This is a genomic window from Tolypothrix sp. PCC 7712 (assembly GCF_025860405.1).
In the GTDB taxonomy this organism is placed as follows: domain Bacteria; phylum Cyanobacteriota; class Cyanobacteriia; order Cyanobacteriales; family Nostocaceae; genus Aulosira; species Aulosira diplosiphon.
The window spans coordinates 2,039,700-2,053,178 of sequence record NZ_CP063785.1 but is presented as its reverse complement, the minus strand read 5'-3'; the positions used below and the strand labels follow the sequence as shown (position 1 = coordinate 2,053,178).

At 41.2% G+C, this 13,479-nt stretch carries 11 protein-coding genes; 6 read left to right on the top strand and 5 right to left on the bottom strand.

The window, feature by feature from the left end:
- The first annotated feature begins 128 nt into the window (after positions 1-128).
- The gene (gene ruvB / locus HGR01_RS08285) at positions 129-1,229 is read left to right on the top strand and encodes a Holliday junction branch migration DNA helicase RuvB (protein ID WP_045869564.1); all 1,101 of its coding nucleotides are present in this window, start codon (positions 129-131) and stop codon (positions 1,227-1,229) included.
- On the opposite strand, the gene HGR01_RS08280 is transcribed toward ruvB, so the two are convergent.
- Positions 1,188-1,403, bottom strand: a complete 216-nt coding sequence (locus HGR01_RS08280) for a hypothetical protein (protein WP_071989373.1) — start codon at positions 1,401-1,403, stop codon at positions 1,188-1,190. The two genes, ruvB and HGR01_RS08280, sit on opposite strands and share 42 nt — an antisense overlap.
- 69 nt (positions 1,404-1,472) lie before the next feature.
- Between HGR01_RS08280 and HGR01_RS08275 the strand changes: the two genes are divergently transcribed.
- The gene (locus tag HGR01_RS08275; protein WP_045869566.1) at positions 1,473-2,279 is read left to right on the top strand and encodes a tetratricopeptide repeat protein; all 807 of its coding nucleotides are present in this window, start codon (positions 1,473-1,475) and stop codon (positions 2,277-2,279) included.
- Positions 2,280-2,382: 103 nt separating this feature from the next.
- Here HGR01_RS08275 and HGR01_RS08270 read toward each other — a convergent pair whose 3' ends face one another.
- Together HGR01_RS08270 and HGR01_RS08265 are read right to left on the bottom strand one after the other, a co-directional pair.
- Positions 2,383-2,733 carry a cupin domain-containing protein gene (locus tag HGR01_RS08270; protein ID WP_045869567.1) on the bottom strand — a complete coding sequence of 117 codons (351 nt, stop codon included), beginning with the start codon at positions 2,731-2,733 and terminating at the stop codon, positions 2,383-2,385.
- Positions 2,730-5,624, bottom strand: coding sequence for a glycerol-3-phosphate acyltransferase (locus HGR01_RS08265; RefSeq protein WP_045869568.1), 2,895 nt, complete (start codon positions 5,622-5,624; stop codon positions 2,730-2,732). Before HGR01_RS08265 ends, HGR01_RS08270 begins: the two co-directional genes overlap by 4 nt.
- A gap of 1,199 nt (positions 5,625-6,823) precedes the next feature.
- Between HGR01_RS08265 and HGR01_RS08260 the strand changes: the two genes are divergently transcribed.
- Positions 6,824-8,158, top strand: a complete 1,335-nt coding sequence (locus HGR01_RS08260) for a hypothetical protein (protein WP_045869569.1) — start codon at positions 6,824-6,826, stop codon at positions 8,156-8,158.
- A 169-nt stretch (positions 8,159-8,327) separates the two neighbouring features.
- Here HGR01_RS08260 and HGR01_RS08255 read toward each other — a convergent pair whose 3' ends face one another.
- Positions 8,328-9,251 (bottom strand): lysylphosphatidylglycerol synthase transmembrane domain-containing protein, encoded by a 924-nt coding sequence (locus HGR01_RS08255; protein WP_045869570.1) that lies wholly within the window; start codon positions 9,249-9,251, stop codon positions 8,328-8,330.
- A 585-nt stretch (positions 9,252-9,836) separates the two neighbouring features.
- Between HGR01_RS08255 and HGR01_RS08250 the strand changes: the two genes are divergently transcribed.
- Both HGR01_RS08250 and HGR01_RS08245 read left to right on the top strand, forming a co-directional pair.
- The gene (locus tag HGR01_RS08250; RefSeq protein ID WP_045869710.1) at positions 9,837-10,403 is read left to right on the top strand and encodes a DUF6658 family protein; all 567 of its coding nucleotides are present in this window, start codon (positions 9,837-9,839) and stop codon (positions 10,401-10,403) included.
- 78 nt (positions 10,404-10,481) lie between these two features.
- The gene (locus HGR01_RS08245; protein WP_045869571.1) at positions 10,482-11,021 is read left to right on the top strand and encodes a hypothetical protein; all 540 of its coding nucleotides are present in this window, start codon (positions 10,482-10,484) and stop codon (positions 11,019-11,021) included.
- Between the two features lie 302 nt (positions 11,022-11,323).
- Here HGR01_RS08245 and larC read toward each other — a convergent pair whose 3' ends face one another.
- Complete coding sequence (gene larC / locus HGR01_RS08240; RefSeq protein WP_045869572.1) at positions 11,324-12,601, bottom strand: nickel pincer cofactor biosynthesis protein LarC; 1,278 nt, start codon at positions 12,599-12,601, stop codon at positions 11,324-11,326.
- A 199-nt stretch (positions 12,602-12,800) separates the two neighbouring features.
- On the opposite strand from larC, the gene HGR01_RS08235 reads away from it, so the two are divergent.
- A complete protein-coding gene (locus tag HGR01_RS08235; protein WP_045869573.1) occupies positions 12,801-13,466 on the top strand; it encodes an L-threonylcarbamoyladenylate synthase in 666 nt (221 codons plus the stop codon).
- Positions 13,467-13,479: the final 13 nt, after the last annotated feature.

Genomic DNA, 13,479 nt, shown 5'->3' with positions numbered 1-13,479 from the left:
TCCGGAATTTAAATTTTAAATTGGCGTGCGTGTTCTCAAGCGAAAATATTTGGATACCTTGTTTATGCGTTGTTTTGTAGCCAACATCCTGCTTACACAGTCTTCCTTAACCGTTGATAGCTGAAATTATGGCGATTATCTCCTCTAAAAAACAGCCTCAAGAACCCAATGAACAACCACCGCAGCGTCCTGAGTCAGCGAAAGCTTCTGCTCACCAAGAACTTTTGCAAGCCGAAGCTGCGATCGATGAACAAGGTAAACAAGAAGAAAGTATTCGCCCGCAGCGATTTGCCGATTACATTGGGCAAAAAGACCTAAAAGATGTGCTAGATATTGCCATCAAAGCTGCCAAATCAAGAGGTGAAGTGCTGGATCATTTGCTACTATACGGGCCGCCGGGACTGGGTAAAACCACAATGGCAATGATTTTAGCATCGGAAATGGGGGTAAACTACAAAATTACAAGTGCGCCAGCACTAGAACGTCCACGGGATATTGTAGGGCTACTAGTGAACTTAAAGCCAGGAGATATTCTCTTTGTTGATGAAATTCATCGCCTCTCGCGGATGACCGAAGAGATTCTCTATCCCGCAATGGAAGATTATCGCCTTGATATTACCATTGGTAAAGGCTCCAGTGCGCGCACCCGGAGTTTACCTTTGTCCAAATTTACTCTAGTGGGAGCTACAACCCGTGTAGGTGCTTTAACTTCTCCACTACGCGATCGCTTTGGTTTAGTCCAAAAACTGCGATTTTATGAAGTTGATGAACTGAGCAAGATTGTACTGCGAACTGCTCAACTACTTCAAACTCCGATTACAGAAGATGGCGCTACAGAAATTGCCAAGCGATCGCGGGGCACGCCCCGAATAGCAAATAGGCTACTCAAGCGAGTACGTGATTATGCGGAAGTTAAAAAATCTGGGGAAATTAACCAAAGTATTGCAGGTGAAGCACTGCAACTATTCCAAGTAGATCCATGCGGTTTAGATTGGACAGACCGCAAGATGTTAAGTGTAATCATTGAACAATTTAATGGCGGGCCAGTGGGCTTAGAAACAATCGCCGCCGCCACCGGAGAAGATACCCAAACCATTGAAGAAGTTTACGAACCCTACTTGATGCAAATTGGCTATTTAAGCCGCACTCCCCGTGGTAGAACCGCCACCACAGCAGCATACAAGCATTTAGGTTTTAAGCCACCTAATGAACAGATGTCTTTGCTGTAATGATTTTAGATAGGGCATGGGGCATGGGGCATGGGGCATTGGGCATTGGGCATTGGGCATTGGGCATTGGGCATTGGGCATTGAGTTTGGTATTTTTCCCATTACCCAGTCCCCATTACCCCTTATCCCCAGAGGGGGCCCCGAGTTCCCCAGTCCCCAGTCCCCAGTCCCCATTACCCCTTATCCCCAGAGGGGGCCCCGAGTTCCCCAATCCCCATTACAGATAGACACAGATAAAGCCAGATGATTCAATTAATTAGTATTTTTCTCAGTTTTTTACTTGTGTTTGGCTGGGGTACACCAGTGATGGCACTCTCCCAAACTACTAATCTGACTCAAGAACAGTTAGAACAAGGGGATGAGTTGGCAAATAAAGCTTTTGCTGCTACTAATCAAGGCGATTTTGCGACGGCGGAAACCTACTGGACACAGATTATTGAGCAATTCCCGACTAATGCTGGTGCATGGAGTAATCGCGGCAATTCTCGGGTGAGTCAGAATAAGTTAGAAGCGGCGCTGACGGATTATAACAAAGCTATAGAACTGGCTCCCCAAGTTACCGATCCTTATTTAAATCGTGGTACAGCTTTGGAAGGATTGGGAAAATGGCAAGATGCGATCGCAGATTATAACCATGTCCTAGAGTTAGATCCCAAAGACGCAATGGCATATAACAATCGCGGTAACGCTAAAGCCGGATTGGGAAAATGGCAAGATGCGATCGCAGACTATCAAAAATCATTTGTGATCGCTCCTAATTTCGCCTTTGCCCGTGCTAACTATGCTCTCGCACTATATGAAACTGGGCAAATCGAACCAGCTATTCGCGAAATGCGGAATATAGTCCGTAAATATCCCAAATTTGCGGATATGCGCGCAGCACTGACAGCAGCCTATTGGGTGACTGGACAAAAAGGTGAAGCCGAAAGTAACTGGGTTGCAGCCGTAGGACTTGATACCCGCTACAAAGATATCAACTGGGTAACAAATATTCGCCGTTGGCCTCCCAGTATGATATCTGCTTTGGATAAGTTCTTGAAACTCCAGTAAGGAACTTCCAAATATAAAAAATAATCAATCGCTGTGGGACGCAGGGGGACAAGGGGAATAACTTTTAACTCCTAACTCAGCACTCAGCACTCAGCACTATCAATCATGATGCTGGCTTTTCAACGCGCAAACCGAAATAGGTAAGTATGAGTTCATCTTTACCTGTGTTCACAACTTCGTGAACTTCACCCGGTTCTATGGCAATACAGTTACCTGGAAGTAGGGGGTATTCCACACCATCAACATGAATTACCCCCTCACCAGCTTCGACAAAAAACACTTCTGACATATCTTGATGGGCGTGGGCTGATGCGCTTTGTCCTGGTGTAAAACGCGCTTGCGAAAAGTTCGTCAGGTGAGGTAAATCTCCCAGACGCAGCATCACTTTTTTCTTGATTTCCGGATTGTGAGAAACGGATTCTTCGGGTAAATCGTTCAAGGAAGCGGCAATCATTCGGGTCTCAAATCATTGGATAATTCCACAATACCCCTAGAACCATCTATGCGGACTCGCTGCCCATCTTGCAGCAACCATGTAGCACCACGCACATCCATAATAGCAGGAATACGGTATTCACGGGCAACGATCGCACCGTGTGAAAGCCTACCTCCTGCTTCGGCAATTAATCCTCCAGCCCTGACTAGGAAAGGTGCCCAGGCAGAATCGGTATAAGGTACAACGAGAATTGTCTCTTTGTCAATTTCGGGTATTGTTTGTAAATTCCGTAACACCTTAACTTTGCCTTCCGCCTGTCCGTGGCTGGCGGGGATACCATGTAAGACTTGGTCAGAATATAGCGGTGATGGCGGTAGAGGATGAGGCGGTGTATGACCGTAAACTAGTAGGGGAATTTGAGTGATTTCGCTGTCTTGAACAAATTGCGATCGCCTTTTTTGCACTAACTTATGTAACTGAGTACTAATTTCTAGCTCAGGATTGGCAATTAAACTGCCAATTTCCTCAAATTCCAAAAAGAAGATATCGCCGGGTTGACTTAGCCAGCCGGATTTTAACCAAATCTCTTCTAAAGCAACAAAACTCCAACGTAATTCGGCTAAGAGTCGCGAATAAACTTCGGTAACTCGACCTTTAAGATCCACTCTTCTTTGCGCGCTTCCCCGCTTCCGTTTCCCAGAAAATACCTGATTTATCGGATCTACGCCCCCAGGTTGGGGATCGTTTCCCTGCATTAACTGCACAAATAACTGCTGTACATACTGCGGGTTTTCTTTCCAGGTGACTACAGAAATATCTGTGCCAACTTCACTTAAATAGCCGTAATCTTGCAGCAGTTCGTTGAAATCATACAACAGGTTTTTGCCTTCAGGTGTTTCATCCAACTGCTCAAACACTTTCTCAGGCTCAAATTCCGGTAATATTTGTTTGGCAGTTTGCGCTAAACTACTCAAAGCTCGCAGTACTGCTACCTCTGGCGCAACGCTATGATCGATTTCCCCTTCTTTGATGCGGAATATCTTTTGTCTGATAGCAGCACTGATCGGAGCGAAAATACTGTAGTAAGTCCCCAGGCGCAGCACATCTAAAATTAATTCAATTCTTCTCCAGATCAGCGCTGGTTCTAAATTGCTGATGGACTCATGAGCTAACTGCGACAATACAGGTACAAATTTTTCCCGGTAATCTCGCTTAAAGTCTTGCTCTAAATCCCTTTCTCGCTGCACTAACCGCAACAATCCGGGAATACTTCGTAATGTAGCCAGTAAGGGTGGTCTACTTAATTTATCGCCTCTGGTCAAAAATTCTAAACTTTCTGGCGGTAGACCCATTCTGAGAAAAATATCTCCCAGGAGGGATGCATTAAAATAAGCTCTAGAATAATGAAGTGTAGCGGTTTCGGCAAAGTCTAATCCTAAGACGCGATCGCCTAAACCTATAGTAAAAATTTCTCCCCAAACACCGCAAGTTAAGGGACGATTCACCGACCAAGTTAAGGGGTGAATCACACCGGGAATAACTTCCGCAGCGATTTTCCTCGTCCAAATAGGTAATAAAGTAGTGATGGGTCTAGCTTGTAATACCCACAGAGTTTGCCCATCATAACTCCACTCAATATCTTGGGGAACGCCGTAGTAACGCTTTTCCAGGCGACGGGCTAAAAATGCTACTTGTTTAATAATGGCTTGTGGTACTCTTCCTGTACCTTCCAATTGCACAGAGGAGAAATTCTCAGTTTCCACCACAAAAGCCCGATATTGTTCGGGTGTAATTCTGCCAGAAACAACTTGACTGGCGCTCCCTGGTAAAGCTTCAATCACAATGGCATCACCTTGCTGAGTGATGGGATCGCGACTGAAGGCCACACCAGAATAGACACTCTGGACTTGTTGCTGCACCAATACAGACATCGATTGGTCAGGCAAACCGCGATCGCGCCGATATTGTACAGCTGTGGGATGATCGTAAGAAGCTCTAACTTGAGCGATCGCTTCTTTTAGCCCCTGTTCGCTAGTAACGTTCAATACTGTTAAATACTGTCCAGCAGCCGAGGCGGATTCTGAATCTTCGCCAATTGCTGAGGAACGCACCACTAAAGGCGATAATTCCGAAGGTTGAAAAAAATCGATAACTGCGTCTACATCGTCATTGGGTGTTAGTAGCCATCCCTTGGGGACTGGATAACCCCAGCGTTTAATTTGAGATAATGCTGCTGCTTTGTGCCCAACTATCGATTCCTCTAAGTCTTCATTCAGAGAGAAAAGCTTGATATCCCCGCCCAAAAATTCCAGCATGGGCTTTGATTCACTTTTCGCCCCTGGGACGGGTAACTTCAAATCATCAGGAATTCTGGTATAAATCCAGCCTAGTAAGCCAGCTAGAGCTACAGCTGCAACCACTCTGGAGAAGTCTTCCGCGTGCAGTACAATCTCAAATATAGGTAACAGCAACAAAACTCCAAATTTCACTAGCTTTTTCGATTGAAAAACTGAAAAGGCGATCGCTGCTAATAAACCTATAAATCCCGCCACAAGTGGATCATGTACCAAAAATCCCCAGACGACGTTGGTTGTACCAGCCCCTCTACCTAGCGAGTATCTACCCAATACTAGGGCAATCATGGCAATTAATTCCCATGTTGACCCCTCACCAAAGAAAGCGCGGGCAATGAGAACTGCGGCAATACCCTTAAAAGCTTCAGATAATACTGCTAGAATCCCTACCAGTTTGCCACCGTGGTAAAAAGCGGCTGACACACTGATATTTCCTGTCCCCAGTCTTGCCAAGTTTTTACCAGTGATGGCATAGGTAATCCAGGCAATTAGCGGTATAGCACCCAATAGGGGGCAGACAATTAAAATAGTTAAGGCACCCCAAAGTTCAAACATCTTGGATTTTGGATTTTAGATTTATTTTGCATTTTGCACGTTGCATCTCAAATCTCAAATCTAAAATCGGTGGGAAATTTTATTGATGCTTCTAAGGGCGCTTTTATCAGGATGAGCAGGAGACACTTGGCTATGGCAGAAGCTTTTACCAGTGTCCTGCTAAACTACCAAATACTAAGCTGCTAGTTACTTAGTTTAGCGCATAGGCAGCTTGTAGGGCCCAAATAATTAGGGCGGCAATTGACCCCAAAAGCAGCACGGTAGAGATAGTGACCACTTTTGGAGAGTCAGCGCCCTCAAATTTCATAATTCCACGATTTAAGTCGGACATAGCGGTGTATGCCTCCTTGGTTACAGTGCTAATTTGTCCGTTTTGATTGTAGTCCTTCTGTTTAAAGATAGTGCTAATTCATCATTATTATTTTGTTTAAGCTTTGCAACGATAACTCAGCTAAATTTATATCTGCCTGTGGAATTAGAGGAAATTTTATACTAGAAATCGGGGATTAGTGCAAGAAGCATTTTCTAAGTTTGCTTGTAGGTTGTAAGCATCAGGCGCAGTCGGGAAAATTTATGCTCCTCAATCAGCTTTTAAACATAAGTAACTCGGTGGAACTCAACCGAACTATGTTACGAACTGTAAATAAGCTTGAAACTCTGACCAATGAACAATGACCAACCTCTACAGTTATCTTTAATTGTGAATTGCGCCGACCTACTAAAAAGCTTTAAACGCAAAATTTGCAAGTATTTTTTATACATTAATAAATCTAATTATTTTGTAATAATACTTAATAAAATATTTAGCCAGCATAAGTATAAATCAGCCTAAAGATGTACAAGCAAGCTGTATATGCTTAGAGGATGTCTGAAAGCTAAGAAAGCTCACAGTATTTCATTTATGCTCAAACAACTTAGATGAGTAACAGGACTTACGCAAGCAAAATTTGTCATTGCGACCGGAACGTAGTGTAGGGAAGCAATCCCATAGTTTTAGGGGATTACGTCGCTACGCTCGTAATGACGTAATTCCGTGACTTTTGCGTAAGTCCTAATTACATCGAAGAAATTTGTTGGTATGTTTACCTAAATTTCGGTAAAAAATTACGTAATTTATGAATTATTGATTGATACTCTGGTTTGCTGAGGTTAAGCTGATAACAATATGATCAGCAACGCTTTGGTTCTTGAAAACAGGTATGGCAATTAATGGTTTAGACATTAGTCAGGAAGAGCAGGATATTGTTAAAAGCAAGTCTCAACCAATGACTCTGCAAATTGCACAAGAAAGGCTTTACAGCTTTCTTGTAGGAATAGTGCAAAAATGGCAACCAGATGATACGTTGCAAGAGTTTAAAAGTTTATTTATAGATTTCAAGGATTCGCCTAATTTAGCTAAATCGACTGGATTATACAGAATTTCTTTCATGAAGAAAGAAAAAGATTTTAGCTATACGATCAAACGTTGCTTTTATATATTAGTAAATAACTGGGAAGCTCAAAGACGATATAAATATATCCACGAATTAATTAAATTATTTGATGATTATCAAGATAAAACCCAAACTAATAGCCGTGACGAGATAATACACAAGATTTGGTTAAAAAATTTTATTAATAGCCAAGATTACAAAGACATCAAATTATTGGCTGAAAAATACAAAAAACAAGTAAATAATTCAGCAACTAAAAGTAACTGGGCTAATCGCTATACTTCTTATTTATTATCGGCACAAGCTTTTGACGACAAGAAACCCAGAGAGCAACAAGAGGTAGCAAGAAAGCTCTCTAGGCAGATGAAGGACAAATTTAAATTTGAATTAGCGATGTATATTGCTCGCTCTCAGTCTTCCGCATCTAGTAAATTTCGCTACAAAAATCCTAGCCTTTTGGGTGATAATATTATCAGAATAATTAAAATTATTTTGGTTAAAAAAGGTAGATTTAGTTATGAAAATATTGCTAATATATTTATCAAACAAACAGAAAATCAGAAATTAAAAGATTTTAAACAAAGTCTGCAAAATTATTTATTTTTTACTATAGCATCCCAAGGTTGTACAGACACTGTGATGCAGCAATTATCAGAAACTCTATCTTCCTGGAAAAAAGAGGCTGATGAAAAGATTGTTACTCCTAACTTATTCCTGAGAATTTGTAATCGATTAATTGATTGTTTAACTATAGAGAACGGCACAGAACCATCAGCATTATTTAGTTTGTTGATTTCTCAAAGACATCCTCTAACATTAATAATTTTACTATTAAAAATTATTTTAATTTGTGAAAACGCACGTAGCCATTTAGAAATTAAAATTGCTCACTTAATTAGATACTATGAAAATTTGCCAGAAGAAGAATGCCAAAAGTTTATTAATTTTTTAGAGTTTTTTAATATTACATTTGCAATTTATGCTGAAAATGTAGAATACACATTGATAAAAATCAACGAACATGTGACAGAAGTAGAAACATTAAATTCAGAGAATATAGATGATTATCGAGTATTTTCTCAATCAAAAATGGATGACTGAGAATTAATAATTTTGTCATGCAAAAAATACACAGGACTTACCCAAGCAAAATTTGTCATTGCGACCGGAACGTATTGTAGGGAAGCAATCCCATAATTTTAGGCGATTACGTCACTACGCTGGTAATGACGTAATTCCGTAACTTTTGCGTAAGTCCTAATACAATAAACTATTGAGCTAGGTATTCATCAAGCCAAGCTAGAGCCGCACCAGCAGTTTCAGCGACAATACTAATTAAACGATAGAGAGCGATCGCACTAATCACCACAGCCGCAGGAAAATGATTTTGCAAAAGTGCGATCGCAGTGGCTTCAAATACACCCAATCCCCCAGGCGCGCCAGGAACAACAAACCCCAGTAGCCAGGCGAAACTAAACGCCCCTAGCAATAAAGGAATTTGACCCGCATTCAAAGGCCCCAAGGCAAATAGAGTTAAGATAAACCCAGCCCCACGCAACCCTAAAAAGGCTAATTCTCCTAATAAAGGGCGTACAGGATAGCGTTCAATACGCAGATTGCTACTGGAGTCGCTACCCTGTCGATCCAGCTTTTTCTCTTTCAATTTATGTACAAAGTGAATGACTGGGTTCAAAAACCAGGGATGAAGCGCACAAAGCACCACAGCCAAACACAGAAATTGCAATATTAAAAACAAAATATTGGTATTGGCAGCAGTCAATTGCGTACCAAATACAAGTACGATAATTAAAGCAGCCGCAGCCATCAGGAGTGGTTCTAGTACGACACTTAAAGTCGCAGCCCCAGTAGAACCTGTAGCATTTTTTGCCGCTACAATTCTGCCGTAGTGATGCCAAATATTGCCTGGTAAATACTTAGCAATGTTTGTTTTGAGATATACCTGAATTAATTGAATGGATACTACAGGTTGATTTAAATCTTTGAGAACCCAAGTCCATATCCAGCCAGCCCAGGTATGTGCAAGTAAAGTCACACCAGTTGCGATCGCTAAAATTGCCCATCCATCTGTATCAATCTGGATGTTTGTTACTTCTTGCCAATGATCTTTTAAGGCTTTGCCTAAAAAAACCAGCGTTCCGCCTAAAATTATCCAACGTAAAATTTTTTTCCACATTCCAGCAATTTAACGATTAAATACCTTCAGGCTGAACATCTCAAATTTTATGTTACATCAGCTGATTAATATTATGGTTGAGTGGGAGAGAAAAACTGAAAACTGTAGAACTTGGGTTAATAAACAAAACCTAACATCAAGTTTATGATTTGAGTTTAGTTGCATTCAATTTAGTTAACTAAACGCCCACTTACTAGCTACTTCCGGAAAAATAAAAGAGTATTTTACTAACTATCTTCATCATAACTCGAATATTTAATATTCTTTAACAAGCTTTTATTAGAAAGTATAAATTAAAAATCAAATTTACAATCAAGAGCATATACTGTGATGCGTAGCTTAATAGTAGGTACCATCAGGATTACAAGCTAATTATCTTAGATAATCTCTCTCCATAGTTAGATAAAAATAGTGTATTGGTCGCTATCAGAATGTGACTTACGCTAGAGGAAAAGCATTTTTAAACTTTCTATTGTTGATAATTGTTGAACACAACGTTGCTCAACTAAATCAAGTGCAAATTTCGCTGACAAACAAATCATGTTCAGCGTCAATTGGCTTGCTGATAGTTGCAAGGAGGATTTAGTGAATCGTTTGACAGCTTTATGGAAAAAACTACGACTGCGCCAAATTTTAACTGTCTGCGTGGCCAGTCTATTTTTGATAGTTAGTACTGCTTGTACTGGAGCAAATGCACAAGGTGCAAATCCTCAAAATCCAGCTGTACAAGCTGGCGGTGCAAACAATCCATATAAAAACGGTGGAGATAAATATACCAATTATAGAATGTCCACCGATCCTAAAGTTACTAACTCTAGCAGCCGGAATGAACGTGACCAAGCTAGCTTAGAACCAATTTCAGGACTGTTAATTGCCACTAATCAAGAATCCAAAATACTTTACCCTGGTGCAGAAACACCAACAGGTAGAGTGTTAAAAGAAGGTGAATTACCCCTGATTACCGAAAAGAATTTTCAACAACCTGAAGCAGGTGGTTTAATTCAGCGCGAACCAAATGTAGGCACTCGCATTAAAGACCGTATTGATACTGTCAAAGAAAATGTGAAAGAAGCTTCTGGCTTTTTAAAAGAGAAAGCAGATGAAGCAAGTGCGAGACCTGAATTACAAAAAGATCCAGCAGTAGGCAGATAAGAAATTTATTTGGTTACTGAAGTTGAGTATTGGAATTACAGTCCAATAATTTAGTCAGAAAATGCAAGGAGTAACATCATGAAAAAATTCACAGCTTGGCTACAAAACTTTCGTCCGGTGAAAATTGTAGGAGTTTTCTTAGCAGGAATCCTTCTATTAGTCACACAAGCTTGTAACCGTCCTACAATAGCTGGACAACCTTCACAACCTGGTTCTCAACCACCCAATGCTGAACGCTATGATCCCACAAAGAGTTATGATCTCGCCTCTCCTCAAGGTGGCATGAATAACTTTAGTGATATAGATCCCCGCGCCCGTGGAGATGAAAAAGCAGCAGAAGCAAGAGCTAAAGCTTTGCGGGATAATTCTCAAAGAAACATAGATGAAAAAAGCATTGATAGCACAGGACAATATGTAGAAAACTATCGGCAAGGCACACCCTTTGGTCAAAGAGTGAAAAACTTGGGTGAAGATATCGGTAGTTCTGCCGCAGAAGTAGGTGAAGGTGTTGCTAAAGGAACCAAGCGCGGTCTTGAAAACATCAAAGAAAACACTCAAAATGCTGCTGAAGACTTAGGTAGAAATGCAGGTGATGCTGTAAATAAAACATTGAGATAAGTTCATCAAAATCACTCATCGGTTAAAAGAAATTCAGGGTGGGCGAAATGCTTGCCCTATTTTTTATGTTTGCAATCAATATAGCAATCCTAAATGATTTGTGAAATCTGCTCTGAAGGGTTGTTAACAGTTAACTGTTGACAGTCAGCAGTCAACCGTCAACAGCCAAAACCGATATTTTTCACAACTGAAATAGGAACGCTATAAGTAGATCCAAGAATACTGCTTAAATTTAGGCAAAAGGTTAAAGGTTTTTCCCTTAACCCTTACCCTTTGCCCCCTTTCCCCTTTGCTTGAACAACTTAGCTGGTTGTTTTTAAATACCAACTTTGCAGCGCTAGCCGTTGAATTTCGCGCCAAGGAATATGATGTTTGCGTGCTAATTCTGCACAATCTTCGTATTCTGGCTGGACATTAGCTAGAACACCTTTAGATTGCCAAGCTACCTTAACGCGAACTGTGCCATATTCAGTTTCTACTTGTTGAATTTCTCTTTGTAAAATTGCCCGTTGCTGAGTTGTGCGGCGAACTCCTAAAGTAGTAGTTTCCCGAAATAAAATTGCTTCACAGTTGAGTAAATTTTCTGGATGACAAATGACAGTGAGCAATATTCCGGGACGAGATTTTTTCATCCCTATAGATTGAGTGAAGACATCCACTGCACCTGCGGCAAATAATGCTTCAAATACATAGCCAATTGCTTGGGGATTTAAGTCATCAATTTGAGTTTCTAGTACCGAAATGCTTTCGAGAGTAGGGCTAGTATCGTCATAACTGCTGATATCTCCCTGTAAACTGCTGCTTTCACCCAGCCACATGCGTAGTATATTGGGGATGGGCAAATTTATCGAACCTGCTCCCAATCCTACCTGCTTGATGGTGATTGGTGGTGGTGAACCGAATTCTCTTGCCAAAGTAGTGGCGATCGCAGCTCCCGTAGGTGTTACTAATTCTCGCTCAATTCCGTTGCTATAAACTGGACAACCCCGCATTTCCCACAATTTCAAGACAGCGGGTACTGGTACTGCCATTTGTCCATGCGCTGCACGCACTGTGCCTCCGCCTGTGGGAAACGCTGAACAGTAAAGTAAAGGCCATCCTGCGCGATCGCTCCCAACGCCTAACCAATCTAACCCCAAGCAAGTGCCAACAATGTCCACAATTGCATCCACGGCACCCACCTCATGAAAATGAACTTTCTCTGGGGCGATGCCGTGTACAGCCCCTTCTGCAACTGCTAGTTGGCGAAATACAGCTAAACTCCAAGCTTCTGCTCTTTGTGGCAATTCGGCTTGCAAAATCATGCGTTCTATTTCTGGCAGATTTCGTCCATGATGATGACTATGTTCGTGATCATGGTGTGCGTGATTATGTACTAAATCCACATTGACTTTAGTTGCTTGCTGACCATGATCATGATGCTGAACTAATTGAGCTGTTAATTCGTACTCCTTGGCAATTCCCAATTTGTTGAGTTTTTCACTTAAATACTCCAAGGGAACACCCAGACTTACCAAGGCCCCCAAACACATATCACCGGAAATTCCCGATGGACATTGAAGATAAACAAGTGTGGTCATATATAAAATTACTCATCAGTACATAGTAATCAGTTAACAGTACAAATTGCAAAAGCTGATAACTCACAACTGACAACTGAATAACTTTTGAGGATGTTTTCGCAGTTTTAAATATAGTTATCTTTACTGCCTATCCTAGTATTCAATTTTATATTTTCCTGGCAATGTACAACCCTCAATTTTCCTTCCTAAACTTTTTATGGCAAAAATTTTCACAGTCCATCCTGATAATCCTCAAATCCGCCGAATAGAGGAAATAAAATCGGCACTCTCTAGCGGCGCAGTAATGCTCTACCCTACTGATACAGTCTATGCAATTGGTTGTGATTTAAATGCTAAATCGGCGGTGGAACGAGTACGGCAAATTAAGCAGCTAGCGAATGATAAACCACTGACATTTTTATGTCCTTCGCTGTCAAATGTGGCAACTTATGCATTCGTAAGTGATACAGGCTATCGAATTATGAAGCGCCTGATTCCAGGGCCCTACACATTTTTGTTACCTGCAACAAAGTTAGTACCACGTCTAGCGCAAAATCCCAAGCGCAAAACTACTGGCATACGAGTACCAGACCATACTGTATGTTTAGCATTACTGACAGCACTGGGCAATCCCATTATTTCTACTTCCGCTCATTTGCCGCCAGATGAGGATGAGGAAGATGATGAGATATTTGAAGCTAGCGCCAACTCTAATATGTCTCAGGTAGAACTGTTTGACCGTTTGGATAGCTTGGTAGATATTATTGTTGACACTGGCGAAGAACCCACATATGAAGTGTCAACAATATTAGATCTAACTGGAGATCAGCCAATGATTACACGACAAGGTTTAGGTTGGGAAGCAGCAGCAGCATGGGTTTAGAGAGTATAATTCA

Bases quoted from the DNA above. Each gene is read 5' to 3' on its own strand.
- ruvB (WP_045869564.1), top strand. From the start codon at position 129: ATGGCGATTATCTCCTCTAAAAAACAGCCTCAAGAACCCAATGAACAA.
- HGR01_RS08280 (WP_071989373.1), bottom strand. From the start codon at position 1,403: ATGGGGACTGGGGACTGGGGACTGGGGAACTCGGGGCCCCCTCTGGGG.
- HGR01_RS08275 (WP_045869566.1), top strand. From the start codon at position 1,473: ATGATTCAATTAATTAGTATTTTTCTCAGTTTTTTACTTGTGTTTGGC.
- HGR01_RS08270 (WP_045869567.1), bottom strand. From the start codon at position 2,733: ATGATTGCCGCTTCCTTGAACGATTTACCCGAAGAATCCGTTTCTCAC.
- HGR01_RS08265 (WP_045869568.1), bottom strand. From the start codon at position 5,624: ATGTTTGAACTTTGGGGTGCCTTAACTATTTTAATTGTCTGCCCCCTA.
- HGR01_RS08260 (WP_045869569.1), top strand. From the start codon at position 6,824: ATGGCAATTAATGGTTTAGACATTAGTCAGGAAGAGCAGGATATTGTT.
- HGR01_RS08255 (WP_045869570.1), bottom strand. From the start codon at position 9,251: ATGTGGAAAAAAATTTTACGTTGGATAATTTTAGGCGGAACGCTGGTT.
- HGR01_RS08245 (WP_045869571.1), top strand. From the start codon at position 10,482: ATGAAAAAATTCACAGCTTGGCTACAAAACTTTCGTCCGGTGAAAATT.
- larC (WP_045869572.1), bottom strand. From the start codon at position 12,601: ATGACCACACTTGTTTATCTTCAATGTCCATCGGGAATTTCCGGTGAT.
- HGR01_RS08235 (WP_045869573.1), top strand. From the start codon at position 12,801: ATGGCAAAAATTTTCACAGTCCATCCTGATAATCCTCAAATCCGCCGA.